Origin of the sequence: Paraburkholderia sp. BR13439, assembly GCF_040948805.1 — a bacterium.
In the GTDB taxonomy this organism is placed as follows: domain Bacteria; phylum Pseudomonadota; class Gammaproteobacteria; order Burkholderiales; family Burkholderiaceae; genus Paraburkholderia; species Paraburkholderia youngii.
On record NZ_JBFPKN010000001.1, the window covers coordinates 743,711 to 770,465 of the forward strand.

Here is a 26,755-nt window from a genome sequence, read left to right on the forward strand (position 1 = left end):
GGTGGCGGCCGCGGCGGCGTGGGCTTGAAAGCGCCGCTTACGGCCTCGGGTCTTCTTCGTGCGACGGGTACTCGTGCCAGTGCAGCTTCTTGCGCAGCGTCGCGTAATAGCTGTAGCCGACCGGATGCAGCATTGGCACCGTGTGACGCGAACGGCGCACCTCGATCGTGTCGCCGAGCTCCAGCGACGTGAACGACTGCATGTCGAAATTGACGTTCACTTCGCGCCCGGAAACGATCTGGATGCTGACCTTCGAGTCGTCCGGCAGCACGATCGGCCGGTTCGACAGCGCGTGCGGCGCGATCGGCACGAGCACGAAGCCCTGCAATTGGGGATGCAGGATCGGCCCCTGCGACGACAGCGCGTACGCGGTCGAGCCGGTCGGCGTCGCGACGATCAGGCCGTCCGAGCGCTGGTTGTACATGAAGCGGCCGTCGACCGACACGCGCAGCTCCGCCATGCCCGAAAAACCGCTACGGTTGACCACCACGTCGTTGAACGCGAGCGCGTGATAGATCGACGTGCCGTCGCGCACGATGCGCGCTTCCAGCAGCACGCGCTCCTCGCGCTCGAAATTGCCGGACAGCATTTGCGGCACGATCTCGCGCATGTCGGAGATCGGAATGTCGGTGATGAAGCCGAGCCGTCCGTGGTTGATGCCGATCAAGGGCGTGCGATATGGCGCGAGCTGGCGACCGATGCCGAGCATCGTGCCGTCGCCGCCGAGCACCACGGCGACGTCGGCGCGCGCGCCGATCTCGGCGGGACGCAGCGTCGGATAGTCGGTTACGCCGATTTCGGCGGCGGTGTCGGCTTCGAACACGACTTCGAGGCCGAGCTTCGCGATGCACGCGGCGAGCGCGGTCAGCGGCTCGCTGATGCCTGGCGTATTGCTGCGCCCGACGAGCGCGACGGTCTTGAACTGGCTGGTCACTTGCATGCCGGCATTACACCATAGGTAGGGCCTGAAAAGAACCGCAGGCCAACCCGGTAGCGGGCCGGCGCACGCGGGGCGTCTGCGGATGTCGCGATTATCGTTAGAATGGTGAAGACCCGATGACATGCGCGCCCGCTGACGGCGCCGCATTTGCCGGGAGCGGTCGCCGCGGGCGCTCGCGGCTGCGATGCCATTGAGCTAAAATTTTTCGTCATGCTAGATCCTCGCGCACAAACCCTCCTCAAAACGCTGATCGAGCGCTACATCGCCGAAGGTCAGCCGGTCGGCTCGCGCACGCTGTCACGTTACTCGGGCCTCGAGTTGAGCCCGGCCACGATCCGCAACGTGATGTCGGACCTCGAGGATCTGGGGCTCGTGATCAGTCCGCACACGTCGGCGGGGCGCATTCCAACGCCACGCGGCTACCGTCTGTTCGTCGACACAATGTTGACGGTCGAGTCCGCCGCCGACGAAGAAGCGGTGATGCGCGCGGTCAAAACCACGCTGCAGGTGGGCGAGCCGCAGAAGATCGTCGCCGCGGCGGCGAGCGTGCTGTCCAACCTGTCGCAGTTCGCCGGCGTGGTGCTCACACCGCGCCGCAGCCACGTATTCAAGCAGATCGAATTCATGCGCCTGTCCGACAAGCGCATTCTGCTGATCATCGTGACGCCCGAAGGCGACGTGCAGAACCGCATTCTCGCCACTCAGCGCGACTTTTCGCCTTCGCAGCTGGTGGAAGCCTCCAATTACATCAACGCGCACTTCGCGGGCCTCTCGTTCGACGAAGTGCGCCGCCGCCTGCGCGAGGAAATCGACGAGCTGCGTGGCGACATGACCTCGTTGATGCACGCGGCCGTCACCGCGAGCACCGACGAATCCGATACCGGCGAGACTGTGCTTATCTCCGGCGAGCGCAATCTGCTCGAAGTCGCCGATCTTTCGTCGGACATGGCGCGCCTGCGCAAGCTGTTCGATGTGTTCGACCAGAAGACCAGCCTCCTTCAGTTGCTCGACGTGTCGAGTCACGCGGCGGGTGTGCAAATTTTCATTGGCGGCGAATCGACGCTGGTGCCGATCGAGGAAATGAGCGTCGTCACCGCGCCGTACGAGGTCAACGGCAAGATCGTCGGCACGCTCGGTGTGATCGGACCGACCCGCATGGCCTACAACCGCGTGATTCCGATCGTGGACATCACCGCGCGGCTGTTGTCCATGACGCTCAGCCAGCAGTAGTCATCGCGCTCCGCGGCGGCGCCGTCATCGCAGCCCGTGCCGGCCATGATGCGCGAACGGGCGGCGTCTGCCAATCGTCCGAATGGCCAGGGTCCGGCGACGCCCGGCCGAACCCGCGCCGCTATAATGAATCTCCATTGAATCGACTCGCCGCGTGAAGCGGTGACTTCTGCTGCCTATGCGCTTCGACCTCGAGCGGCCATCACAGAACGCCACATCGCATCGCGTCGCCGTGTTGCTGATCAACCTCGGCACGCCCGACGCGCCGACACCGCGCGCGGTGCGCAGCTATCTCGCGCAGTTCCTGTCCGATCCTCGCGTGATCGAAATTCCCGCGTTGCTGTGGCAGCTGATTCTGCGTTTGCTGATCCTGCCGCTTCGCGGCCGCAGTTCCGCCAGGAAGTACGCGGCGGTATGGATGCCCGAGGGCTCGCCGCTGCGCGTGCACACCGAAAAGCAGGTCGAGGGTTTGCGCCATCTGCTGCAAGTCAACGACTACACGGTGCTGGTCGACTACGCGATGCGCTACGGCACGCCCGGCATTCCGGCAATGCTGAACCAGCTGAAGCTCGCCGGCGCCGAGCGCGTGCTGCTGATGCCGATGTATCCGCAGTATTCCGCGTCGACCACCGCGACCGCGTTCGACGAAGCCTTTTCCGCGCTCAAGCGCATGCGCAACCAGCCGGAGATCCGCACGGTTCGCCAGTACGCCGATCACCCGGCGTATATCGCGGCGCTCGCTGCGCAGGTGCGTCACCACTGGCATCTGCACGGCCGCCCTGATTTCGCGGCGGGCGACAAGCTCGTGCTGAGTTTCCACGGCGTGCCCAAGCGCACGCTCGACCTCGGCGACCCGTATCACGAGCAATGCCAGCAGACCGGTGCACTGCTGATGCAGGCGCTGGAGTTGACGCCGGTCGAATGCCGCATCACGTTCCAGTCGCGCTTTGGCAAGGCCGAATGGCTGCAGCCCTACACGGCGCCGACGTTGAAGGAACTCGGCGCGGCAGGCGTGCGGCGTGCTGACGTGTTTTGTCCGGGTTTCACCGCCGACTGCCTCGAAACGATCGAGGAAATCGGCATGGAAGTGCGCGACGAATTTCTGCAGGCGGGTGGCAAGGAGTTTCACCGGATCCCCTGTCTGAACGCGTCTCAGCCGTGGGTTGCCGCGCTCGGCGAAATCGTCGCGCAGCATCTGCAGGGCTGGCCGGTGCAGGCGGTGCCGGTGCCGCACACGACAGGAGCTTGAATACGCAGATGAACTACCGCATCTCAACCGAACCGGGCGCGAAACTGCGCATCGACAAATGGCTGTGGGCCGCGCGTTTCTTCAAGACGCGTTCGCTGGCCGCGGATGCGGTCGACAAGGGGCGGGTGCGCATCGGCGGCGCGGCCGTGAAGCCGGCCAAGGACGTGCGTGTCGGCGATCTGGTCGAAATCGAGATCGAGCGCTACGTTTGGCAGGTCGAGGTGCTGGGCGTGTGCGACGTGCGCGGCCCGGCGAGCGTGGCGCAGACGCTTTACGTTGAAACCGCGCAGAGCAAGGAGAAGCGGCAGGTCGAGCAGGAACGGCGCAAGGTATATCACGAGCCTGCCGCCGCGCTGCACGGGCGACCGACGAAACGCGACCGGCGCACTATCGACAGATTTTCGGGTGGGAACTAAAAAACTGCTCGACCGTGGCGTGTGCGCCACCGTACTCGGTGGTGTGGTCGTTAACCGCGCCGGACATGCAGATGGTCGTGGTGCCCGCGATCAGTACCAGTGCGACCACCCCGATTGCAACGGTCAGTTTCACGGTACTCCCCTCGATGGGCTGAAACGGGCTATCGGAACGACTGTCAGGTGTCGGTAAGGCTTACGTCAAATTAGGGTTAACGTGCGTTGCCGCTCCATGACTGGAGAATAGGTCAGTTGCGGGCTGCACTCAATCCCTATCTGATTGCGCCACGTGAATGCTTGTTACGGCGCATTTCGCCTGCACGACGGTGGTGCGAAAAAACCTCTGAGCCGCTTGAAACGGCTATTTCAGACCCCATCTGGGGTCCGGTCTGGCGGATCGGCGCGAAGACACGTGTCGCGATTTTGCAAAGCACGAATCGTACTGTGTCGGAACGGCTTTTTCCGTCTTTGCTTTTACTTTTTAACGACTTTCAGCGACATGGAAAACACGCAAGAGAACCCGACGAGCCAGAATCCCACGCCCGCCGACGAAGCCGCGCGCCAGGCCGCCGAGGCGGCCGAGCCCGCTGCTCAACAGCAGGACACCGGCGCCACCACTGAATCCGCCCAGGCTGCCGCCGAGCAGGCGCTGGCCGACGCTCAGGCGAAGATCGCCGAGTTGCAGGAAGACTTCCTGCGCGCGAAGGCCGAAACCGAAAACGTGCGCCGTCGCGCTCAGGAAGACGTCGCCAAGGCGCACAAGTTTGCGATCGAGAACTTCGCCGAGCATCTGCTGCCGGTCGTCGACAGCCTCGAGGCGGCCGTCGCCCATTCGTCCGACGACCTGCAGAAGGTCCGCGAAGGCGTCGAGCTCACGCTGCGCCAGTTGAGCGGCGCGCTGGAGAAGGGCCGCGTCGTGGCGATCAATCCGGTCGGCGAAAAGTTCGACCCGCATCGCCATCAGGCCATTTCGATGGTACCGGCCGACCAGGAGCCGAACACCGTCGTCGCGGTGCTGCAAAAGGGCTTCGTGATCGCGGACCGCGTGCTGCGTCCCGCGCTCGTGACCGTCGCCGCGCCGAAGTAAGCACGTCGAAGCGCACCCCGGGCGTCCGCGCGTGCGGCGTCTGCCTCGTCGCTTCGCATCGCCGCGCGCCGCAAAACATCCAATCGATTCAGGCACTTCCGGCGAACCACGCCGGGGGCGCCGTGCAAGCTGGCGGAGCGGGCTCGCAGCAAGGATTCACGAGCCCGCCCCGTGATTGAAAAAAATTAAAGACCGCATCGCGATAGAGGTCTTGAAAACGATGTGGCCGCACTTATTTTGAGTGCAGGTAGGAATTGAGAGCGGATCGTCCCGCCGCCAGATGGGCCAACCGGGCGCTTTCCGCAGCGATCAAAGTCAGGAGATTTGTAAAAATGGGCAAAATCATCGGCATCGACCTCGGCACGACCAACTCGTGCGTGGCGATCATGGAAGGCAACTCGGTCAAGGTCATCGAGAACTCGGAAGGCGCGCGCACCACGCCGTCGATCATCGCTTACATGGAAGACAGCGAGATCCTGGTCGGCGCGCCGGCCAAGCGTCAGTCGGTCACGAACCCGAAGAACACGCTGTTCGCGGTCAAGCGCCTGATCGGCCGCCGCTTCGAAGAGAAGGAAGTGCAGAAGGACATCGGCCTGATGCCCTACAAGATCATCAAGGCGGACAACGGCGACGCATGGATCGAAGTGCGCGACCAGAAGCTCGCGCCGCCGCAAATCTCGGCCGAAGTGCTGCGCAAGATGAAGAAGACCGCTGAGGACTACCTCGGCGAGACCGTCACCGAAGCCGTGATCACGGTGCCGGCGTATTTCAACGACAGCCAGCGTCAGGCCACCAAAGATGCAGGCCGCATCGCCGGTCTGGAAGTGAAGCGGATCATCAACGAACCGACCGCAGCCGCATTGGCATTCGGTCTGGACAAGGCTGAAAAGGGTGACCGCAAGATCGCCGTGTTCGACCTCGGCGGCGGCACGTTCGACATCTCGATCATCGAAATCGCGGACGTCGACGGTGAAATGCAGTTCGAAGTGCTGTCCACGAACGGCGATACGTTCCTCGGCGGTGAAGACTTCGACCAGCGCATCATCGACTACATCATCGGCGAGTTCAAGAAGGAACAGGGCGTCGATCTGTCGAAAGACGTGCTCGCGCTGCAGCGCCTGAAGGAATCGGCTGAAAAGGCCAAGATCGAGCTGTCGTCGAGCCAGCAGACCGAAATCAACCTGCCGTACATCACGGCCGACGCGTCGGGTCCGAAGCACTTGAACCTGAAAATTACGCGTGCGAAGTTGGAAGCGCTGGTTGAAGAACTGATCCAACGCACCATCGAGCCGTGCCGCGTGGCCATCAAGGACGCAGGCGTGAAGGTCGGCGAAATCGACGACGTGATCCTGGTCGGCGGTATGACCCGTATGCCGAAGGTGCAGGAAAAGGTGAAGGAGTTCTTCGGCAAGGACCCGCGCCGTGACGTGAACCCGGACGAAGCCGTGGCCGTTGGTGCCGCGATCCAGGGCCAGGTGCTGTCGGGCGACCGCAAGGACGTGCTGCTGCTCGACGTGACCCCGCTGTCGCTCGGCATCGAAACGCTCGGCGGCGTGATGACGAAGATGATCAACAAGAACACCACGATCCCGACCAAGCACGCACAGGTCTACTCGACGGCTGACGACAACCAGAGCGCCGTGACGATCAAGGTGTTCCAGGGTGAACGCGAAATGGCAGCGGGCAACAAGCTGCTCGGCGAGTTCAACCTCGAAGGCATTCCGCCGGCACCGCGCGGCGTGCCGCAGATCGAAGTGAGCTTCGACATCGACGCGAACGGCATTCTGCACGTCGGCGCGAAGGACAAGGCGACCGGCAAGGAAAACCGCATCACGATCAAGGCGAACTCGGGTCTGTCCGAAGCTGAAATCGAGAAGATGGTGAAGGATGCGGAAGCGAACGCTGAAGAAGATCACAAGCTGCGTGAGTTGGCCGACGCTCGCAACCAGGGTGACGCACTCGTCCATAGCACGAAGAAGGCGCTGACCGAGTACGGCGACAAGCTCGAAGCGGGTGAGAAGGACAAGATCGAAGCCGCGTTGAAGGAACTCGAGGACACACTGAAGAGCAGCTCGAGCGACAAGGCCGCGATCGAAGCGAAGATCGAAGCGGTGGCCACGGCCTCGCAGAAGATGGGCGAGAAGATGTACGCCGACATGCAGGCTGCGCAAGGTGCCGAAGCGGCAGCGGGCGCGGCGGGCGGTGCCGGTGCATCGGCGGGCGCGAGCCAGCAGGCCGACGACGTGGTCGACGCCGAGTTCAAGGAAGTGAAGAAGGACTAAAGCCAGGTCGGCTTCCGACCGTAAAGCCGTGCACAGCGATGTGCGCGGCCCGGCTGCACGAGATCGGCGCCGTTGGGGCGCCTTGAGTGCAAGAGCGGTTTTTCGCGCCTGGCGAGCCTTTTGGGCTCTCCGGGCACGTTCGTTTTATGGAGGGCGTTGTTTTGAACCGTGTCGAGACGCGGCGCAGACAGCGGCCGGACGAGTCGTAAGACTCCACAGCATTCACAAGGAGCTACCGCGTCGCTTTGCGCGGCGGCGTTGAACCGATATGGCGAAACGGGATTACTACGAGGTTCTGGGCGTCGCAAAGAACGCGAGCGACGACGAAATCAAGAAGGCTTATCGCAAGCTCGCGATGAAGCACCACCCCGACCGCAATCCGGGCAACAAGGATGCGGAAGAGCATTTCAAGGAGGTGAAGGAAGCCTATGAAATGCTGTCGGATTCGCAAAAGCGCGCCGCGTACGATCAGTACGGTCACGCGGGCGTCGATCCGAATATGGGTGGGGCCGGTGCGCAAGGTTTCGGTGGCTTTGCCGATGCATTCGGCGACATCTTCGGCGACATCTTCGGCCAGGCGGCCGGCGGTGCCGCACGCGGCGGCGGCCGCGCGGGCCCGCAGGTGTATCGCGGCGCGGATCTGCGCTACAGCATGGAAATCACGCTCGAGCAGGCCGCACACGGCTACGACACGCAGATCCGCGTGCCGAGCTGGGTTTCGTGCGAAGTCTGTCATGGCTCGGGCGCGAAGCCGGGCACCAAGCCGGAAACCTGCCCGACCTGTAGCGGCTCGGGTTCGGTGCGCATGTCGCAGGGCTTCTTCAGCATCCAGCAGACTTGCCCGAAATGCCACGGCACCGGCACCTACATCCCCGACCCGTGCAATCACTGCCACGGCGCGGGCAAGGTGAAGGAAACCAAGACGCTCGAAGTGAAGATTCCGGCCGGTATCGACGACGGCATGCGCATCCGCTCGGCCGGCAATGGCGAGCCGGGCATCAACGGCGGACCGTCGGGCGATCTGTACGTCGAGATTCATATCAAGCAGCACTCGGTGTTCGAGCGTGACGGCGACGATCTGCATTGCCAGATGCCGATCCCGTTCACCACCGCGGCGCTTGGTGGCGATATCGAAGTGCCGACGCTGGCCGGTCGCGCAACTTTCACCGTGCCGGAAGGCACGCAGTCGGGCAAGACGTTCCGTTTGCGCGGCAAGGGCATCAAGGGGCTGCGTTCGAGCATCGCCGGTGATCTGTACGTGCATGTGCAGGTCGAAACGCCGGTCAAGCTCACCGAAGCGCAGCGCGACCTGCTCAAGCAGTTCGAAAAGGCGCTCGTGGAAGGCGGTGCGCGGCATAGTCCGCAGAGCAAGAGCTGGTTCGATCGGGTGAAGAGCTTTTTCGATTGATCTGATTTGGCGGTCAGCATGACGGTGGACAGGCGCGGCGCGGTGTTCGCGCTGCTTGACGATTGCGGTGCAACGGCGGCGCGTCCGTCGAGCCGCTTGTACACGGGTTTCGTGCGCGAGCGGGTCTGCACCGAGGCGGCGCAGCTCGAAGCGGTGTGCGACAGCGTCGCGGCCGATACCCGCAACGGCCTGCACGCCGTCGTGCTGGCCGACTATGAATTTGGCCGTGGGCTCGTCGGTATCGACAAGCTTCGGTCCACTGAAACGCAGCGTGGCAATGCCACGCTGCGTTTTTTATTGTTCGAACGCTGTGCGAAGCTTGCGCGCGACGAGGTCGACGCGTGGCTGATGACGCGTGACAACGGTGCTCCGGAGCCGTCGGTCGCGGGCACGGCGAACGTGCGCGAGAGCGTCGATCGCGCCGAATTCGATGCGTCGATCGACGCGATTCAAGCTGCGCTGCGCGCGGGCGATTCCTATCAGGTCAACTACACGTACCGCCTCGGCTTCGACGTGTTCGGCTCGCCGCTTGCGTTCTATCGGCGTTTGCGCGCGCGCCAGCCGGTGTCGTTCGGCGCGCTGATCGCGTTGCCCGACAATGCGTGGGTCCTGTCGTGTTCGCCCGAATTGTTCGTCGAGAAGCACGGCCCGACGTTGCGCGCGCGGCCGATGAAGGGCACGGCGCCGCGCTCGCAAGATCCCGCCATCGACCGCGGCAACGCCGAGTTCCTCGCCACCGATCTGAAGAACCGCGCCGAGAACGTGATGATCGTCGATCTACTGCGCAACGATCTGTCGCGGGTTGCGCGGATCGGTTCGGTCAATGTGCCGGCGCTGTTTTCGGTCGAGCCGTACGCGTCGGTGTGGCAGATGACGTCGACAGTGGAGGCGACGTTGCTCGGCGGCACCTCGTTCGCGACGATCCTGCGCGCGCTCTTTCCCTGCGGCTCGATTACCGGTGCGCCGAAGCATCGCACGATGCAGCTGATCGACGAACTGGAAAGCACGCCGCGCGGACTTTATACCGGCGCGATCGGCTGGCTCGATGCGCCGGACGATGATTACGATTGCGGTGACTTCTGCATGTCGGTCGCGATCCGCACGCTGACATTGACCGCGTCGACGGCGCAAGCGGGCGGCACGGACGGGCTGCGCGGCAGCATGGGCATCGGCGCGGGCATCGTGCTCGACAGCGTGGCCGCCGACGAGCATGAGGAGTGTCGATTGAAAGCACGTTTTCTGACCGGCGCCGAGCCCGGCTTCGAACTGTTCGAAACGATGTACGCGACGCGGGAAGACGGCGTGCGGCATGTCGAGCGGCATTTGCGGCGCTTGTCGTCGAGCGCCGCGACCCTTGGCTTCGGGTTCGACGAAGCGCGCCTTCGCGAGGAGATTTCAGCGCGGTGCGCCACGCTGCCGGCGCAGACGCCGCATCGTATGCGGCTTGCGTTGAGCAAAAGCGGTGTGACGCAGATCACCGCCGCGATACTTGCGCCGTTGGCGGATGCGATCGTTGGGGTTCTGCTCGGCCCCGAAGCGCAGTTCGCGCCAACCCAGGCCGCCGATCCGTTGCTGCGCCACAAGACCACGCGCCGCGCCGACTACGACCGCGGCTGGCGCGAAGCCGAGGCGAAGGGCGCCTTCGATACGCTGTTCTTCAACGAACGGGGCGAACTGACCGAGGGCGGCAGATCGAATGTGTTCGTGAAGCTCGCGGGACGATGGTGGACTCCGCCGCTCGCGTCGGGCGTGCTGCCTGGCGTGATGCGAAGCGTATTGCTCGACGGGGCCTCGGACCTGCAGGCGGGTGAAAAAGTGCTGACGCAGCAGGACGTGCTGAACGCCGAAGCGCTGCTCGTGTGCAACGCGTTGCGCGGCGCGATATCCGCACGGGTTGTTGCTTAGAGCGCTGAGACAAACCGGAATGCCGCGCACCCCGCGCGGCAAACATACATCAGAACGTGTGCTCGGCGCCTGGGAACGTGCCGTCCTTCACCGCCCGCACATACGCCTCGACGGCCGCCTGAATGTTCGGCTGTCCCTGCATGAAATCTTTCACGAAGCGCGGCCGCTTGCCGGGGAAAATCCCGAGCATGTCGTGCAGCACGAGCACCTGACCCGAGCAGTCGAGACCCGCGCCGATGCCGATCGTCGGAACGCGCAGTTGCCTCGTGACCTCGCCCGCGAGTTGAGCCGGGATCGCTTCCATCAACAGCGATTGCGCGCCGGCGGCCTGCATCGCGAGTGAATCGCGCAGCAGCTGGCTCGCGCCCGCTTCGGTCTTGCCCTGCACCTTGAAGCCGCCGAATGCATGCACCGACTGCGGCGTCAGACCCACGTGCGCGCACACCGGAATCGAGCGCTCGACCAGAAACCGCACCGTATCCGCGAGCCATTCTCCGCCTTCGAGCTTGACCATCTGCGCGCCCGCGCGCATCAGTTCGACCGAACTCCTGAACGCATCTTCGCGCGTGCCGTATGTGCCGAACGGCAGGTCCGCCATGATCAGCGCCGACGGCCGCGCGCGCGAGACGCTCGCCGTGTGATACGCGATGTCCGCCAGCGTCACGGGCAGCGTGGTCGCCTGGCCTTGCAGCACGTTGCCGAGCGAGTCGCCGATCAGCAGCACGTCGACGCCCGCGCGATCGAGCAGCGCGGCGAAGCTCGCGTCGTAGCAGGTGAGCATCGCGATCTTTTCGCCGGCGTCGCGCATTGCCTGCAGTTTCGGCACGGTGATCGCGCTCCGGCTCGCTTCCTGCAAATAAGTCATGGTCAATCCAGTGAGAAAATGAACTAGCCGCGCCGCTTACAGCGACGTGGCTTTGACAAAGAATTCCTTGCGGCCGCGCATCGTCTCGATGCGTTCGGCGAGCAGCGCAAGGTCCGCGTCGGAGTCGAGCGGATTCAGGTGTTCGGCGTTAACCGTCAGCACGGGTGTGCGGTCGTAGTGGTAGAAGAATTCGTTGTATGCGTCGCACAGCGCGCGCAGATACGCATCGGAAATCTGCAGCTCCATCGGCACCGCGCGCTTCTGGATGCGCGCGAACAGCACCTCGGGACTCGCCTGCAGATAAACGACAAAGTCCGGCTCCGGCGCGCTGACGTCGAGCCGCGCGGCAAGCGCGCGGTACAGCTGCCACTCGTCTTCCTGCAAGGTCAGACGCGCGAAGATGTCGTTTCGCTGCGTGATGAAGTCGGCGATCAGCGGCGTCCCGCTCGCCTGCGCGGCGCCCACTTCCTGCGCCTGCTGCGCGCGTTGCAGCGCGAAGTGCAACTGCACCGGCAGCGCATAGCGCGCGGTGTCGCGATAGAAGCGTTCAAGAAACGGATTGTCCTGCGAGCGCTCGAACAGTTCGTGCATCGACCAGCGTTGCGCGAGGCGCCGCGCGAGTGAGGTTTTGCCGACGCCGATCGGCCCCTCGATCGCGATATAGCCGAACGGCGGACGCAGCTGCGGCGCGGTGACCGTGAGCGGCGGCGAACTCATTCGCAACGGCCTTTCCCGGCGGAATTACCGGCGAGCGCATTGAGCATCGGACACTGGCAGGGCCCCTTCACCTTCTCGATGCGCTGATCGCTGACGCTATCGAGCAGCGCGGCGGCCCGGCCATGTTGCGGAATCACGATCGCCGCATCGATCTCGACGAGCGGCACCAGCGCAAACGCGCGCTCGACGAGGCGTGGATGCGGCACGATCAGATCGGCTTCGTCGATCGATTGATCGCCGTACAGCAGGATGTCGAGATCGAGCGTGCGCGGCGCATTGCGGAACGGCCGCTCACGGCCGAAATGATGCTCGATCTTGTGACACAGCGCGAGCAGATGCCGCACGGGGAGCGTCGTTTCCAGCTTCACGACGCAATTGAAATAGTCGTCGCCGCCCGCGTCGATTGGGGCGGTGCGATATAGGCTCGATTTGGCGAGCACGGTGATGGTGTGCTGTTGTGCGAGGCACACCACCGCGTCTTTCAGGGTCTGGCGCGCGTCCCCGAGATTCGCGCCGAGGCCAAGATAAGCAACCGTCATGGCATAACTTCCTGCAGCTATCGTTTCGACGGCTCTTCCGCGAACGCCGCGTCAGTCTTCGTGCGAGCCTTCGCGGCTCGCGTCGTTGTCCGCGCGTTCGGCGGACGAGCCGCCCTCCACCCCGTCACCTGATTTGCGGTTTCTGGCGCCACCGCGCCGCCGTCGTTTTCTGGGGCTCCGGTCCTTCCCGCCTTGCGTGAGCAATGCCTCGCGCGCGGCGGCGTCTCCTTCGATGAACTCCGTCCACCACGTACCGACCGACTCGTCGAGTTCGCCCGATTCGCAGCGCAACAGGAGGAAATCATACCCCGCTCTAAATCTTTGGTGTTCCAGCAGCTTCAGCGCGCTGCGGCCCGAGCGCTTTTCGAGGCGCAGCTGCAGACCCCAGATCTCGCGCATGTCGGCCGAGAAGCGCTTGTGGATCGCGAGCTTTTCGGTCTGCATGTCGAGCACTTCGTCCATCGCGCGATGCAGCGCGGGCACCGGATACTCGCCTTCGGCCTCGAACTTCTGCCAGCGCTGCTGCACGTCGTGCCACAACAGCGTCGCGAACAGGAAGCCCGGCGACACCGGTTTGCCGGCGAGCACGCGTGCATCTGTATTAGAGAGTGCCAGAGAAATGAATTTCTCGCCGGTCGGCTGCTCGAGCACCACGTCGAGCAGCGGCAGCAGCCCGTGATGCAGGCCTTCCTGGCGCAGCCGCTTCAGGCACGCGAGCGCGTGACCCGACAGCATCAGCTTCAGCATTTCGTCGAACAGACGCGCGGCGGGCACGTTGTTGATCAGATCGGCCATCTTCTCGATCGGCGCGCGCGTGGCGTCGTCGATGTCGAAGTCGAGCTTGGCGGCGAAGCGCACGACGCGCAGCATGCGCACCGGGTCCTCGCGATAGCGCGTGGCCGGGTCGCCGATCATGCGCAGCAGGCGCGTGCGCATGTCGGCCATGCCGTTGTGGTAGTCCAGCACGGTTTGCGTGGCCGGATCGTAGTACATCGCGTTGATCGTGAAGTCGCGGCGCGTGGCGTCCTCGTGCTGCTCGCCCCACACGTTGTCGCGCAGCACGCGGCCGCTCGCGTCGACCGCGTGGGTGCGGCGATCGAGCTCGTCGCGCTTCAGACGCTTCGGCGGCGGCGCGTCGGCTGCGGGCGGATCGACCAGCGCGCGGAACGTCGAGGTCTCGATGATTTCCTGGCCGAACTGGACGTGCACGATCTGGAAGCGCCGGCCGATGATGCGCGCGCGGCGGAACAGCTTCTGCACCTGTTCGGGCGTCGCGTCGGTCGCGACGTCGAAGTCTTTCGGCTTCACGCCGAGCAGCAGGTCGCGCACCGCGCCGCCGACGATGAACGCGCGAAAGCCCGCCTGTTGCAGGCCCTCGGTCACGCGGATCGCGTTGCGCGAGATCAGCGTGGGGTCGATGCCATGCACGTCGTGCGGAATGATGACGGGGACGTCCGGTTCGCGCGGCGCTTGTGCGGCGGCAGCGGATTTGCGACGCGGGCGCGCGGCCGTGCCGGGAGCGGTCGTGCTGGAAGCGGACTTGCGGCGCGCCGGCTTGTCGGCGTTGGCGTCGCTGTCGGCGCTGGCCTCGGCGCGGGTGTCGGCGGAGAGTGCGTCGTCAGCGCTCGCCGCGTCCTGGCCGAATAGCTTGCGGATGAGTTTCTTGATCACGAGGGTTGGAAGAGTTCGAGGATGCGCCAGCCTTTGGCCTGCGCATGGGCGCGCAACGTGTCGTCCGGATTGGTCGCGATGGGATCGGTGACTTTTTCGAGCAGCGGGATGTCGTTGTGCGAATCGCTATAGAAATAGCTGTGCTCGAAGTCGCTCCACGTCTTGCCGAGCGACGCGAGCCACATTTCGGTGCGCACGATCTTGCCTTCCTTGTAGCTCGGCGTGCCGGTCGGGCGGCCGGTGTAGGCGCCGTGCGGATCGCCGCCGACGGTCTCCGCCTCGCACGCGATCAGCGTGTCGACGCCGAACGCCTGGGCGATGGGACGCGTGATGAATTCGTTGGTCGCGGTGACGACGCAGCACAGGTCGCCCGCTTCGCGATGCTGTTTCACGAGCTCGATCGCCACCGGCTGGATAGCCGGCGTGATGACCTCGTGCATGTACTGCGCGTGAAAGTCCGCGAGCTGCGCGCGCGTGTACTTCGCGAGCGGTGTCAGCATGGCGATCAGATAAGCGTGAATGTCGAGCTTGCCGGCCTTGTAGTCGGCGTAGAAGCGGTCGTTTTCACGGGCGAAATTTTCGGCGTCGACCATGCCTTTTTTCACCATGAAGCGGCCCCATTCGTGGTCGCTGTCGGTGGGAATGAGCGTGTGGTCGAGATCGAAGAGTGCAAGATTAGCCATGGGGGCCTATTTTACTTGAAGCCGGAAGAGCGGCGTGTGAACCCGGTGTGGTGGCGGGATCGGGCGACGCGAGCATCGTGCGCAACAGCGGCAGCGTGACCGCGCGTTTCTGTTCGAGCGAGAAGCGGTCGAGCGCGTCGAGCAGCGCCATCAGGCTCGGCATGTCGCGGCGAAAGTGAGTGAGCAGGTAGGCCGGCACGTCGTCGGCGAGCATGATGCCGCGCTCGCGCGCCGCGCGTTTCAACACCGCGGCCTTCGCGTCGTCGGGCAGCGGCGCGAGGTGAAACACGAGACCCCAGCCGAGGCGCGTGCGCAAATCCTCGCGCACCGTCATGCCGATCGGCGCCGCGTTGCCCGCGGCGACGAGCGCGCTGGTCGGATGCGCGCGCACCTCGTTGAACAGGTTGAACACGGCGATCTGCTGAGCGGCCGACAGCGCGTCGCAGTCGTCGATCGCATAGAGCGCGACGCGCGGATCGAAGCCGAAGGCGGCAAGGCTGCTTTGCGGACCGGCGAAGCGCGCATGTCCCGGCGGCGCTTCATGCACGAGCGCCTGCAGCAGGTGCGTGCGGCCGCTGCCGGCTTCCCCCCAGATGTAGAAGGTGCGATCGGCGACCGGACCGGCGGCGAGCGCGTCGTCGAGCTCACGCAGGCGCGTGACCAGCTCGGCGTTCGCGCCGGCGAAGAAATTGTCGAATGTCGATGGCGGCGGGGTGCCGAGATCGAGCGTCAGTTGACGAAGCACAGTAGATTAATGCCGAAAATGAGGCTCGGGCCGCGAGTGGCCCGGACCGCGGGGCCTGGAACGTTGCCAGGCGCTCAGTTGTCGTGAAGCGTGCTCGCCGGGTCGTGAGGCCGCAGGTCGCGAAGCGCGACGGACGGAAATGCGCGCGGCGGCGGCGCCGGAAGCGGGGTATCGTGTTGCAAAGGTCGTTTCCAGGATCTCGTCGGAACGCGCGAATTCCAGCCACGCGGCCAGCATCGGGTAAAATCGCATTTTACCGACCTTCGAGCTTTTCCCCATGAATCAACCGAAATCCGCCCAGCCTTCACCCGATTCGGCCCAAGGTTTGTCGTATCGCGACGCCGGCGTGGACATCGATGCGGGCGACGCCCTCGTCGACGCCATCAAGCCCTTTGCCAAGAAGACCCTGCGCGACGGCGTGCTGGGCGGCATCGGTGGATTCGGCGCGCTGTTCGAAGTGCCGAAGAAGTACAAGGAGCCGGTGCTCGTTTCCGGCACCGACGGGGTCGGCACCAAGCTGCGTCTCGCGTTCCAGCTGAACAAGCACGACACGGTCGGCCAGGATCTGGTCGCGATGAGCGTCAACGACATCCTCGTGCAGGGCGCCGAGCCGTTGTTCTTCCTCGACTATTTCGCCTGCGGCAAGCTCGATGTCGGCACGGCGGCGACCGTCGTGAAGGGCATTGCACATGGCTGCGAGCTGTCGGGCTGCGCGCTGATCGGCGGCGAAACCGCGGAAATGCCGGGCATGTATCCGGACGGCGAATACGATCTGGCCGGTTTCGCGGTCGGCGCGGTGGAAAAGAGCAAGATCATTGACGGCAGCAAGATTGCTCCGGGCGACGTGGTGCTCGGGCTCGCGTCGAGCGGCATCCATTCGAATGGCTTTTCGTTGGTGCGCAAGATCATCGAGCGCGCCAATCCCGATCTGAACGCGGACTTCGACGGCCGCTCGCTCGCCGACGCGCTGATGGCGCCGACGCGCATCTACGTGAAGCCGCTGCTCGCGCTGATGCAGCAGCTCGAGGTGAAGGGCATGGCGCACATCACCGGCGGCGGCTTGGTCGAGAACATTCCGCGCGTGCTGCGCGAGGGTCTGACGGCCGAGCTCGATCATCGTGCGTGGCCGCTGCCGCCGCTGTTCTCGTGGCTGCAGAAGCACGGCGGCGTCGCCGATGCGGAAATGCACCGCGTGTTCAACTGCGGTATCGGTATGGCGGTGATCGTGTCTGCCGCGGATGCTCAGGCGGCGATCGGTCTGCTGTCCGCGGCGGGCGAGCAGGTCTGGAAGATCGGCACGGTCCGTGAAAGCGCGGCGGGTGAAGCGCAGACGGTCGTGGTCTAACGATTGACGAGGGTTCGCGTGGCGTGCCGCAACGGCGCGCCGCGCGGGCTTCAAATCCCTTGCTTCACATTTCCCGCTTTGAATCCCCGCTTCAAATCCCCGCTTTAGGTCCCTCTGATTCCCTCACTTCGATCGGCGTCTCCAACCAGCGTCTCGATCAACTCCACCACCCGCGCCGTCGCGTGCGGATCGCAGCAATCCACCACCTGTCTCTCCGGCATGCTGCGCAGCCACGTGAGCTGCCGCTTGCAGAGTTGCCGCGTCGCGAAGATGCCCTTGTCGCGCATGGTCCGATAATCGACCGCGCCATCGAGGTATTCCCACACCTGCCGATAGCCGACGCAGCGCATCGACGACATCTCCGGCAGCAGGTCGCCGCGCGCGCGCAGCTTGACCACTTCATCGACGAAACCGTGCGCGAGCATCGCATCGAAGCGCTGCTCGATGCGCGCGTGCAGCAAGCCACGCTCGGACGGCTCCAGCGCGACCGGCACGAAGCGCCATGCCGACGCGGCGTCGTCCGTGCGCGCGGGCGCGGCGAGCAGCACCGACATCGGCTGGCCGGTCAGCATGAACACTTCCAGCGCGCGCTGGATGCGCTGCGAATCGTTCGGCGCGAGACGCGCGGCAGTGGCCGGATCGAGCGCGGCGAGCCGTGCGTGAAGCGCCGGCCAGCCGTCGCGGGCGGCGTCGGCGTCGAGCGTCGCGCGTAGTTCGGCATCGGCGCCGGGCAGGTCGTTGAGCCCCTGCGTGAGCGCCTTGTAGTACAGCATCGTGCCGCCGACCAGCAGCGGCAGCCGACCGCGCGCATGAATTTCACCGACGAGCCGCAGCGTGTCGGCGCGAAACTGCGCGGCCGAGTACGAGTCGGCCGGATCGACGATATCGATCAGATGATGCGGCGCGACCGCGCGTTCTTCCGCGGCCGGCTTCGCGGTGCCGATGTCCATCTCGCGATAGACGAGCGCCGAGTCGACGCTGATGATTTCGACCGGCCGCCGCGCGGCGAGCGCGAGCGCCGCGGCGGTCTTGCCGGACGCGGTCGGGCCGAGCAGGCACGGGATCAGGGTAGGGCGTGACGTCGTCATGGGCAAGCGGGCGCGCGGCGCGGGCGGTGTGATCGAACGCGGCGGTTACTGGCCGCGCATGAACAGCCGATCGAGATCGGCCAGCGTCAGCTGATACCAGGTCGGACGCCCGTGGTTGCACTGGTCGGCGCGCTCGGTCGCTTCCATCTGGCGCAACAGCGCGTTCATTTCGTCGAGCGTCAGACGTCGGTTCGCGCGCACCGCGTGATGGCACGCGAGCGTGCCGAGCAGTTCGTGCTGACGCTCGGTCAGCACGCGCGAGCCGCCGAACGCGTGCAGGTCGGACAGCACCGCGCGCGCGAGCGCTTGCAGATCGGCGTCCTTTAGCAGCGCGGGGACGGCGCGGATCGCGAGCGTGGTCGGCGACAGCACCGCGAGGTCGAAGCCGAGCGCATCGAGCGTATCGCGTTCTTCCTCGACCGTGCCGATTTCGACCGGATCGGCCTGCATCGTCTGCGGAATCAGCAGCGGCTGCACGGCGATCGCTCGGTCGGCGAGCGCGTTCTTGAACTGCTCGTACAGGATGCGCTCGTGCGCGGCATGCATGTCGACTATCACGAGCCCGTGGCGGTTCTGCGCAAGCACGTAGATGCCGTGGATCTGGCCGAGCGCGAAGCCGAGCGGCTGATCGTCGGTGGCGTCGAATGCGGGGGCAGCCGGGCGCGACGCGAACGGTGCCGCGTCGTATGGCGACGTCGTTTCGCTCGCCGAGTCGCGCGCTTCGAACAGCGACGCGCCTTCGACCCGGCCCGCGAGCGGATCCTTGCGGCCGAACAGCGCGTCGTAACCGGCGAGCGGTTGCGCGACCGGCAGCGTGCCTTGCGTCATGCGCGCCTGGCGCATCCACGTGTTGCCGGGCTGCGCGGCCCCGAAGCTGCCGAAGCCGCCGCCGCCAAAGCTGCCACGGCTTCCGGCGGCGAAGCCCGCGCCGCTCGAAACACCGGCGCCCGCGCCAATGCCTTCGCCGCTTGCGCCGCTTGCGCCGCTTGCGCCGCCCAGCGGCGTTGAACCAAACGAAGCCGGTTCACCGGCCGACGGTTCCAGGTGCGCGGCATGCCCGCCAGCCGTCGTTTCCGGCGACGCGCCCGCGTGCCGCGCGAGCGCGCGCTGCACCGCATGGAACACGAACTGGTGGATCGAGCGCGAATCGCGGAAACGCACCTCAATTTTCGACGGATGCACGTTCACGTCGACGCCCTCGGGCGGCAGATCGAGGAACAGCACGTACGACGGATAACGCTCACCGTGCAGCACGTCTTCATACGCGGCGCGCACTGCGTGCGTGAGCAGCTTGTCCCGCACGAAGCGGCCGTTGACGAAGAAATACTGTTGATCGGCGCGGCCGCGGCTTGCGGTCGGCAGACCGGCGCAGCCGTAGATTGCGAGCGGACCGGCGGATTCGTCGAGCGGCAGATGGGCGGTCGCGAACGTGTCGCCGAGAATCTTCGCGACACGCGCGGGCGGCTCGCTCGCGTTCCAGTGTTCGACGGCCTTGCCGTTGTGCAGCACCGAGATCGCCACGTCCGGCCGCGCGAGAGCGGCGCGGCGGATCTGTTCGAGACAGTGGCCGAGTTCGGTCTGTTCGCTCTTCAGGAATTTGCGGCGCGCGGGCGTGTTGAAGTACAGCTCGCGGACTTCGATCGTCGTGCCTTGCGTGCCGGCGGCGGGGCTCAGCACGCCGGTTTCCGCATCGATGCGCACCGCGTGCGGCACGTCGGCGGTGCGGCTCGTGATGCTCATCTGCGCGACCGACGCAATCGACGCCAGCGCTTCACCGCGGAACCCGAGCGTCGCGACCGCCTCGAGCTCGGCAAGCGAGCGGATCTTGCTGGTCGCATGGCGCGTCAGTGCGAGCACGAGTTCGTTCTCGGGGATGCCGCAGCCGTCGTCGGTGATCGAGATGCGTTTGACGCCGCCTTCGTCGAGCAGGATGCGCAGCGTCTGCGCGCCCGCGTCGAGCGCATTCTCGAGCAGCTCCTTGACCACCGACGCCGGCCGCTCGACCACTTCGCCGGCGGCGATCTGGCTGATCAGTTGATCGGGGAGCGGCTGGATCGCGCGCAGCGGACGCGGCGCGGGCGCCGCGCGGGAGCCGACGGAGGGTGCGGCCGCGGCCGCGGTGCCCGCAGGCGTTTCGGAGAATTCGGACATGGCGAAATTATAGCGACTCGGCGTACGTCGCCCATGCCTGTGCCCGACCCGCAGTTTTTTAATCGACCCGAGGCACTTTCTGTATCATGTCGCGGTCAATTCGCAGCGGTCGGCCCGCCGCTTGCTGCCCCTGTTATCGGGTCGCGCGACGGCCGTTTTTCCTCTACGCAATCATCGGTTTATAAGGACATTCCTTGGATACGTTGCTCCATTTCGCCAACCTTGTCCTACACATCGACAAGTTCCTCGGGGACTTCATCCAGGTGTATGGCACCTGGGTCTACGCGGTGCTATTCGCGATCGTGTTCGCAGAAACCGGACTCGTGGTTCTGCCGTTTCTGCCGGGCGACTCGCTACTGTTCATCGGCGGCGCGTTCTGCGCGGCCGGGCAGATGCATCTCGGGCTGCTGATCCTGCTGCTGCTGGTGGCGGCGATCGGCGGCAATACGACCAACTATCTGATCGGCCGTGCGATCGGACCGCGTGTGTTCAATTCGCATATTCCGGTGCTCGAGCGCTTTCTCGATCGCGCCGCGCTGCAGAAGACTCACGATTTCTATGAGAAACACGGCGGCAAGACGATCGTGCTCGCGCGTTTCATCCCGGTCGTGCGGACCTTTGCGCCGTTCGTCGCCGGTGCGTCGTCGATGACCTGGAGCCGCTTCCAGATGTTCAACGTCGTCGGCGCGCTGTCGTGGGTGCTCCTGCTCGTGCTGCTCGGCTATTTCTTCGGCAACATTCCGTTCATCCGTCAGTATCTGAACGTGATCGTGCTGGTCGGTATCGGCGCGGCAATTGTGCCGGTCGTGCTCGCCGCGTTGTGGAAGATGCTGCGCAAGAATGGCGCGAACGCGAGTACGCGTTGACGAGCTGTAGCCGGCTGTAGTTCGGACCTTGATGACCAGAAGGCGTCGCGAATCTCGCGACGCCTTTTTTCATGCCGCGGTGCCGGCGACCCGTGCCGGCTTCGCGCGCACGTTAGGTCACATCAATCGCGCGTGATCGCGCGCGGCGCGAGCGGCGTTTCCGGCGTCGGATAGCCGGCTTCCTTGAAGGTCTGCACGATCGCGCGATTGGTGTCGAAGTAGACCTGCCAGTAGTTCTGATTGGACGAATAAGGGCGTACACACAGCAACGGTCCTTCCGGCGTGAAGCTCAAGACCTCGATGTCCGGCGCGGGGTTTTCGGACACGTTCGGAATCTTTGCGACGGCGGCTTTCAGACGCGCGATCGCATCGGTCGGATCCACGCCGTTGGCGATCTTCGCGGTCAGCTCGACGCGCCGGAACGGCAGCACGCTGTAGTTCGAGATCGTGTCGGAAAAGATCTTGTTGTTGCCGACGATGGTCATCACGTTGTCCGGCGTGACGATCGTCGTGCCGAACAGGCCCAACTCGGTGACGGTGCCGGTGACGCCCGCGGCCGTGACGAAATCGCCGACCTTGAACGGTCGCAGCACCTGCATGAACACGCCGGCCGCGAAGTGCGCGAGCAGGCCGCCCCACGCAGTACCGATCGCGAGGCCAAGACCGGCGAGCAATGCGGCGAACGACGTTGTCTGCACACCGAAGATTTGCAGGATTGCGAGGATGAGCAGCAGGTTCAGCAACGCGCCGAGAATCGACGCGAGGTAGTGGGCGAGCGTCGGATCGACCTTGCCGTTGCGAGCGAGCACCTTGCGCAACAGGTTGGAGATCAGCCCGATGACCCAGCGGCCGACGATCCACAGCACGATGGCGCCGAGCACCTTGGCGCCGATGTCGATGCCCCGGGTCATGATGAATGCACGTGCGGTTTCGATATCCAAGATGTTCCTCGTTATAAGTTGCCATCAACGGATTGAACGACGGTGGTGCCATGACCCACAACGCGCGGTCTTCGGGAGTTATAGCCGACGGCGCCCGCATACGCAAGGACCGTTCCTGCCCCGCTCGCGGGCGGCAATTGAGAGACGAAAAATGGCGGGGCGTATGTGAGAAGCCGCTCGAGCGCGCCGCCCCTACATGCGCAATCGCGATTCGGAATACGGTGACGTGCAGATGACAACCGCGTTGTCCTGGTCGCTTTTCACGGCTCGCCTGCACTTCGACACGCGATGCCATGAGAACGCGATCACGATTGCGAGCGCATATGCGCCAGCACGCCGAAGAAATAGAGTCGGCCGGACGAATTGTCCATAGCGACTCTGCGCGTCGGCGAACACGGCAAAAGTCAACAAGCCGTCGAGCACGCACGCGAGCAGCGCGAGCACGATGAAAATCGCCGGGCCGCTCAGCGCGGCACCCGACCCGAACCGGTTATACAGTCGGCAGGTCATCGATACGATGGCGAGCAAGGCGAGGTTCGATAGCAGATCGAACAGAAAGTTGGTCATTATCGGTTCAATGAAAAAGCAATGCGCCGTGGGGTTGTGGGGTTGCCGGAACGGATGCTCACGCAAGGTTCAGACATGCTCCGCTGATCCGGCGGCGATCATTGCATATCTTTTCATCTCGATAAATAACCAGAAAAAGCGATAGCCGTGTCGCGCTTTCTTTCGAGCGTTTTTACGCGCAATCGGAATGTGAAAAGTTCTTTGCAAATTTATAGTACTGCGACGGACTCCGAGTGCTGCGCGTCAGAAGCGATAAGAAATGCCGAGTTGCAGCGTCGGGTACCATCGAAAAGGCGAGACCTCAAGCCATTGCCCATGCCGAGGTAGGTCCTCGCGCTCGCCGGGAAAGGCCGGCGCCGGTGCGTCGTCAATGAATGACGCGTTGCGTCGCAACACTCCGCCACTGTGGTGAAAATGCCAAATCGAACTTGTTTATATTTTGAAACGTCGCGCCGTGCGTTTGTACGTGCGAGGATCAGATCATCGTATTCCTGATACGAAGATCCAGACTCACGGGGGCTCCATGAGTAGCATTCCGCTTATCTGGGCAGCGGTGCCGCATAACAGCGACGGTGTTGTCTTCCAGATCCAGCTTGGCCGCGGGCTTCAGCGTTTTCACGTGTCGCGGCGGGTGCTCGAAGACGTATTCGAGCTCGAACGAAAAGCGTCCGACGCGCGCCAACTCGAATTGTTCTATGTGCACGAGCAGCGCATCCTCGCGCGTGCCAGCGCCAAGCGTTCGATGGCCAGTTCGGCCACCGTTTCACTGCAGGCTACCGATTTCGGCGTGTCGAACGACCGGGATCGTTGGGAGAGGCCGAGCGGCATCGCGCACGGCCTCATGTAGGCGGGCCGGTGTTTCACACGCAGCGGCGAGGCTGCCCGTCAGCGTGCATTGAACTGCGCTTCGAGCACTTCGAACGTACCGGGGATGACCTCGCGCGCGGATGAAGATTGGCGGCCGCGGCCGCTTGCGCCGCGCCGAACTTCAACGACATCAGATAGATCCGGTGCTGCTGCTCATCGAGCGCCATCGTATTTGCGCCCTCCCGCGTTGGCATGTTTTGCGCAACCGTGTAGTGGTCCGCATCGTCTTCATCCACGATCGCTAGCGTGCGGTCCGCGCCGTTCGAACTGGGCGCGAGCTTCAAGGACGGATCGAAAGCCGTAGCATCACGGCGGCCCCCTATCAACACCTCGGCCACGCGACGGCCCGACGTCGCATCGACGATCATCATGCGGTGATTGGCGCAAACCGGCCCTGCGCGTACTGCGCATACGCGCTCCATTGCGGCGTGATCTGCTGATGCAGAATCAATGACGGCAGAACCTTGTCCCACGTGTGGCTGAAACGAGCGGCTCACCGGTCTTCTGGTTCATCGGCGTATCGATGCTGCGGTGGAACGACACGTACTTGAGTCCCGGCGTAATCGTCGAACCGTTCTGCAGTTGCCAGGCGCATTGCAGATACGGCTGGAATGTCAGCATCGTGTCGTTCAACGTGAAGTTCTGCGAAATGAACGCGAAGTTCAGCGACGCATCGGCATTGGAGTTGTCGCGGGCGTTCCTGCTCGGTCCATAGGATTTTCCCGCGCCAGGTTTCAGGCAATCCCTACACGATTCCACCGTCAGGAAACAGCAGTTTGTGTCGATAACACGGAAGGATGTGTCTCTGCTGCACCAGTTCGCCGACCACCGACGCAAACGTTTGCTAGCAGGGCACCCCCCCACCGGATCAGTTTTGTCAGCCACGGCCTCATAGACGGAATCGCGATATGGATCGAACCAAAACAAACAGTTTCACCTTGGCGGTGTCGCGCCGCTCCTTTTTGCACAGCCTCGGCGCGTTGGCGCTGAGCGCATGCGGCGGGGGCGGCAGCGTCGGCGAAGCGGCCGTGAGCCGCTCGGCCGTTGCGAGGGCGGCGAGCATCAACACGGCCAGCCTGGTGCTCGCACGAGCGGCAACCGGCGAGGCCGCCGTTGCGACGAGCGGCGCGTTCGTGCATCCAGGACTCCTGCACACGCAGACCGACTTCGACCGCATGGCGCAGAAGGTCGCCGCGCAGACGCAGCCCTGGTACGCCGGCTTTCAGGTGCTGACCGCCAACGGCCACACGCGACTGTCTTGGTCGCCCCGGCCGGCCGCGCAGATCAATCGTGGCGGCACCGGACCGCAGAACTATCCGCAGCTCTATGGCGACATCGCCGCCGCCTACGCTTGCGCGCTGTACTGGAAGGTCACTGGCGACACGGCATACGCCGACAAGGCGGTGCAGATCATGAACGCGTGGTCCTCGACACTGCAGAGTCTCGCCGGCGACACCAACGTCGATCTGGCCGCCGGCATCTATGGCTACGAGTTCGCGATCGTCGGCGAGATCATGCGCAGTTACACGGGCCTCGCCGCAGCGGACCTCACGGCGTTCCAGTCGATGATGTCCAACATCTTCTATCCGATCAACATCGACTTCCTGAACCGCCACAACAACACCGACTACACGCACTACTGGGCCAACTGGGACCTGTGCAGCATGGCGTCGATCATGGCAATCGGCGTGCTCTGTGACGACCGCGCGATGTTCGACGAGGCGGTCAACTACTACCTGAGCGGGCTTGGCAACGGTGCGATCGCGCAAGCGGTCTACTACCTGCACCCGGGCTACCTCGGGCAGTGGCAGGAGAGCGGGCGCGACCAGGGGCACAACAACCTCGGCATCGGGCTGTGCGGCGCCATCTGTGAGATGGCCTGGAACCAGGGCATCGATCTCTACGGCTACGACAACAACCGCTTCCTAGCCGGCGCGGAGTACGTGGCGAAGGCGAATCTCATTCAAGCCGACGGAACCTACCTCACGGTGCCGTACGAGAGCTATGCGAATGTCGACGTAGTGCAGCCCGGGTTTTCGACGGCCTCGCAAGGCGATATCCGTCCGATCTGGGCGCTCGTCTACAACCACTATGTCAATCGCAAGGGGCTGGCCGCGCCGTGGTCCGAGAAGTTCGCGCTCGCGATCCAGCCGGAAGGCGGCGGCGGCAACTACGGTACGACGAGCGGCGGCTACGACCAGCTCGGCTACGGCACGCTCGCCTACACGCGCGATCCGGTGACGCCGGCCGCCGCGCCGAGCGGCGTGACCGCCTGGCCGGCGGCGGGGCAGGTGGTGCTGTCGTGGTGGGGCGTGGCGAATGGCACGAGCTACAACGTCAAGCGCGCCGCGAATTCGGGTGGCCCGTATACGACCGTCGCGAGCGGCATCACCGACGTGCTGACCTATACCGACAGCCCGCAGGCCGGGGTGTGGTACTACGTCGTCAGCGCGACGACGGCAGCCGGCGAGAGCGCGAACTCGAACGAGGTCGTCGCGGTGACGGCCGTGCAGTTGCATACCTGGCTGAGCTTCGACGAGTCGAGCGGCACGACCGCGGCCGACGCGACCGGCAACGGCCATACGGGCACGCTAGTCGGCGGCGCGTCGCGCACCGCTGGCAAGTCCGGCAACGCGGTGCTGCTCGACGGCTCGAGCGGCTACGTCAGCCTGCCCAACGACATCGTCGGGGACGTCTCGGATTTCACGATCGCGACGTGGGTGTTCCGCAATTCAAACAGCACGAAGCAATGGGAGCGCGTGTTCGATTTCGGCACGGGCACCGGCCGTTACATGATGCTCACCCCCGACAGCAGTGGTGGCACGGTGCGCTTTTCGATCACGCTCAACGGGTCTCACAACGAGCGTCAGGTCAATGGCAACGCGCCACTGCCGAGCGGCCAATGGACCCATGTGGCCGTGACGCTCTCGGGCACGACGCTCACGCTGTACGTCAACGGCAGCCAGACCGGCCAGACGACGGGCGTGGCGTTCGCGCCGTGGCATCTCGGCCCGAGCGCGCAGAACTGGATCGGACGTTCTCAGTACGCGGCGGACCCGTACTTCAACGGAGCGATCGACGAGTTTCGCATCTATCGCGGCGCGTTACCGCCGGATCAGATCGCGAGGCTCGCGCAGGGTTGATTGTCAGCGTGAACTTCTTCGTCAAAAGGACTACAACACGTGCACGGCAGGCG

At 64.5% G+C, this 26,755-nt stretch carries 25 protein-coding genes; 12 read left to right on the plus strand and 13 right to left on the minus strand.

What is annotated here, in order from left to right:
* Nucleotides 1–37 precede the first annotated feature (37 nt).
* A complete protein-coding gene (locus tag AB3X96_RS03410; protein ID WP_368588576.1) occupies nucleotides 38–940 on the minus strand; it encodes an NAD kinase in 903 nt (300 codons plus the stop codon).
* Between the two features lie 210 nt (nucleotides 941–1,150).
* On the opposite strand from AB3X96_RS03410, the gene hrcA reads away from it, so the two are divergent.
* From hrcA to AB3X96_RS03425, 3 genes are all read left to right on the plus strand, one after another.
* Complete coding sequence (gene hrcA / locus AB3X96_RS03415) at nucleotides 1,151–2,170, plus strand: heat-inducible transcriptional repressor HrcA (RefSeq protein WP_026227992.1); 1,020 nt, start codon at nucleotides 1,151–1,153, stop codon at nucleotides 2,168–2,170.
* A gap of 178 nt (nucleotides 2,171–2,348) precedes the next feature.
* Complete coding sequence (gene hemH / locus AB3X96_RS03420) at nucleotides 2,349–3,419, plus strand: ferrochelatase (RefSeq protein WP_176109500.1); 1,071 nt, start codon at nucleotides 2,349–2,351, stop codon at nucleotides 3,417–3,419.
* 8 nt (nucleotides 3,420–3,427) lie between these two features.
* Nucleotides 3,428–3,835 (plus strand): RNA-binding S4 domain-containing protein, encoded by a 408-nt coding sequence (locus tag AB3X96_RS03425; protein ID WP_176109499.1) that lies wholly within the window; start codon nucleotides 3,428–3,430, stop codon nucleotides 3,833–3,835.
* Here the strand turns inward: AB3X96_RS03425 and AB3X96_RS03430 are convergent.
* Nucleotides 3,807–3,968, minus strand: a complete 162-nt coding sequence (locus AB3X96_RS03430) for a hypothetical protein (protein WP_176109498.1) — start codon at nucleotides 3,966–3,968, stop codon at nucleotides 3,807–3,809. The two genes, AB3X96_RS03425 and AB3X96_RS03430, sit on opposite strands and share 29 nt — an antisense overlap.
* Nucleotides 3,969–4,331: 363 nt before the next feature.
* Here AB3X96_RS03430 and grpE point away from each other — a divergent pair, with 363 nt between their 5' ends.
* The 4 genes from grpE to pabB all read left to right on the plus strand — a co-directional run bounded on the left by grpE (nucleotide 4,332) and on the right by pabB (nucleotide 10,514).
* Entirely contained in the window at nucleotides 4,332–4,919 is a 588-nt protein-coding gene (gene grpE, locus AB3X96_RS03435) for a nucleotide exchange factor GrpE (RefSeq protein WP_368588577.1), read from the plus strand.
* A gap of 332 nt (nucleotides 4,920–5,251) precedes the next feature.
* Nucleotides 5,252–7,201 carry a molecular chaperone DnaK gene (gene dnaK / locus AB3X96_RS03440; protein WP_368588578.1) on the plus strand — a complete coding sequence of 650 codons (1,950 nt, stop codon included), beginning with the start codon at nucleotides 5,252–5,254 and terminating at the stop codon, nucleotides 7,199–7,201.
* Nucleotides 7,202–7,469: 268 nt separating this feature from the next.
* Nucleotides 7,470–8,609 carry a molecular chaperone DnaJ gene (dnaJ, locus tag AB3X96_RS03445; RefSeq protein WP_368588579.1) on the plus strand — a complete coding sequence of 380 codons (1,140 nt, stop codon included), beginning with the start codon at nucleotides 7,470–7,472 and terminating at the stop codon, nucleotides 8,607–8,609.
* Nucleotides 8,610–8,627: 18 nt separating this feature from the next.
* On the plus strand, nucleotides 8,628–10,514 hold the full coding sequence (gene pabB, locus AB3X96_RS03450) for an aminodeoxychorismate synthase component I (protein WP_368588580.1): 1,887 nt from the start codon (nucleotides 8,628–8,630) through the stop codon (nucleotides 10,512–10,514).
* Nucleotides 10,515–10,563: 49 nt separating this feature from the next.
* Here pabB and panB read toward each other — a convergent pair whose 3' ends face one another.
* Genes panB through hda form a run of 6 tightly spaced genes read right to left on the minus strand, consistent with a single transcriptional unit; the run spans nucleotide 10,564 to nucleotide 15,734 of the window.
* Nucleotides 10,564–11,379 (minus strand): 3-methyl-2-oxobutanoate hydroxymethyltransferase, encoded by an 816-nt coding sequence (gene panB / locus AB3X96_RS03455; RefSeq protein WP_176109494.1) that lies wholly within the window; start codon nucleotides 11,377–11,379, stop codon nucleotides 10,564–10,566.
* Between the two features lie 36 nt (nucleotides 11,380–11,415).
* Nucleotides 11,416–12,096 (minus strand): deoxynucleoside kinase, encoded by a 681-nt coding sequence (locus AB3X96_RS03460; protein ID WP_176109493.1) that lies wholly within the window; start codon nucleotides 12,094–12,096, stop codon nucleotides 11,416–11,418.
* Entirely contained in the window at nucleotides 12,093–12,635 is a 543-nt protein-coding gene (gene folK / locus AB3X96_RS03465; RefSeq protein WP_176109492.1) for a 2-amino-4-hydroxy-6-hydroxymethyldihydropteridine diphosphokinase, read from the minus strand. The genes AB3X96_RS03460 and folK overlap by 4 nt, the downstream gene beginning before the upstream one ends.
* A 51-nt stretch (nucleotides 12,636–12,686) precedes the next feature.
* Complete coding sequence (pcnB, locus tag AB3X96_RS03470; protein ID WP_368588581.1) at nucleotides 12,687–14,306, minus strand: polynucleotide adenylyltransferase PcnB; 1,620 nt, start codon at nucleotides 14,304–14,306, stop codon at nucleotides 12,687–12,689.
* Complete coding sequence (locus tag AB3X96_RS03475) at nucleotides 14,303–14,989, minus strand: HAD family phosphatase (RefSeq protein ID WP_013088509.1); 687 nt, start codon at nucleotides 14,987–14,989, stop codon at nucleotides 14,303–14,305. Before AB3X96_RS03475 ends, pcnB begins: the two co-directional genes overlap by 4 nt.
* Complete coding sequence (gene hda, locus AB3X96_RS03480) at nucleotides 14,982–15,734, minus strand: DnaA regulatory inactivator Hda (RefSeq protein ID WP_368588582.1); 753 nt, start codon at nucleotides 15,732–15,734, stop codon at nucleotides 14,982–14,984. Before hda ends, AB3X96_RS03475 begins: the two co-directional genes overlap by 8 nt.
* Nucleotides 15,735–16,011: 277 nt before the next feature.
* Here hda and purM point away from each other — a divergent pair, with 277 nt between their 5' ends.
* Entirely contained in the window at nucleotides 16,012–17,079 is a 1,068-nt protein-coding gene (gene purM, locus AB3X96_RS03485; protein ID WP_368588583.1) for a phosphoribosylformylglycinamidine cyclo-ligase, read from the plus strand.
* 104 nt (nucleotides 17,080–17,183) lie between these two features.
* Here the strand turns inward: purM and miaA are convergent, their stop codons facing one another.
* Both miaA and mutL read right to left on the minus strand, forming a co-directional pair.
* Nucleotides 17,184–18,167, minus strand: a complete 984-nt coding sequence (gene miaA, locus AB3X96_RS03490; protein ID WP_368588584.1) for a tRNA (adenosine(37)-N6)-dimethylallyltransferase MiaA — start codon at nucleotides 18,165–18,167, stop codon at nucleotides 17,184–17,186.
* A gap of 45 nt (nucleotides 18,168–18,212) precedes the next feature.
* Nucleotides 18,213–20,318, minus strand: coding sequence for a DNA mismatch repair endonuclease MutL (gene mutL, locus AB3X96_RS03495; protein WP_368588585.1), 2,106 nt, complete (start codon nucleotides 20,316–20,318; stop codon nucleotides 18,213–18,215).
* Between the two features lie 194 nt (nucleotides 20,319–20,512).
* On the opposite strand from mutL, the gene AB3X96_RS03500 reads away from it, so the two are divergent.
* Nucleotides 20,513–21,184, plus strand: coding sequence for a VTT domain-containing protein (locus AB3X96_RS03500; RefSeq protein WP_176109485.1), 672 nt, complete (start codon nucleotides 20,513–20,515; stop codon nucleotides 21,182–21,184).
* 122 nt (nucleotides 21,185–21,306) lie between these two features.
* Here the strand turns inward: AB3X96_RS03500 and AB3X96_RS03505 are convergent, their stop codons facing one another.
* The gene (locus tag AB3X96_RS03505; RefSeq protein WP_368588586.1) at nucleotides 21,307–22,125 is read right to left on the minus strand and encodes a mechanosensitive ion channel family protein; all 819 of its coding nucleotides are present in this window, start codon (nucleotides 22,123–22,125) and stop codon (nucleotides 21,307–21,309) included.
* Nucleotides 22,126–22,317: 192 nt separating this feature from the next.
* The gene (locus AB3X96_RS03510; RefSeq protein ID WP_368588587.1) at nucleotides 22,318–22,692 is read right to left on the minus strand and encodes a hypothetical protein; all 375 of its coding nucleotides are present in this window, start codon (nucleotides 22,690–22,692) and stop codon (nucleotides 22,318–22,320) included.
* 523 nt (nucleotides 22,693–23,215) lie between these two features.
* On the opposite strand from AB3X96_RS03510, the gene AB3X96_RS03515 reads away from it, so the two are divergent.
* Nucleotides 23,216–23,539, plus strand: a complete 324-nt coding sequence (locus AB3X96_RS03515; protein WP_368588588.1) for a hypothetical protein — start codon at nucleotides 23,216–23,218, stop codon at nucleotides 23,537–23,539.
* Nucleotides 23,540–23,552: 13 nt separating this feature from the next.
* On the opposite strand, the gene AB3X96_RS03520 is transcribed toward AB3X96_RS03515, so the two are convergent.
* Nucleotides 23,553–23,930: a hypothetical protein gene (locus AB3X96_RS03520; RefSeq protein ID WP_368588589.1), complete on the minus strand. Its 378-nt coding sequence runs from the start codon at nucleotides 23,928–23,930 to the stop codon at nucleotides 23,553–23,555.
* 104 nt (nucleotides 23,931–24,034) lie between these two features.
* Here AB3X96_RS03520 and AB3X96_RS03525 point away from each other — a divergent pair, with 104 nt between their 5' ends.
* Together AB3X96_RS03525 and AB3X96_RS03530 are read left to right on the plus strand one after the other, a co-directional pair.
* Nucleotides 24,035–24,274, plus strand: coding sequence for a hypothetical protein (locus AB3X96_RS03525; RefSeq protein WP_368588590.1), 240 nt, complete (start codon nucleotides 24,035–24,037; stop codon nucleotides 24,272–24,274).
* A gap of 193 nt (nucleotides 24,275–24,467) precedes the next feature.
* Complete coding sequence (locus tag AB3X96_RS03530) at nucleotides 24,468–26,702, plus strand: LamG-like jellyroll fold domain-containing protein (RefSeq protein ID WP_368588591.1); 2,235 nt, start codon at nucleotides 24,468–24,470, stop codon at nucleotides 26,700–26,702.
* Nucleotides 26,703–26,755 lie beyond the last annotated feature (53 nt).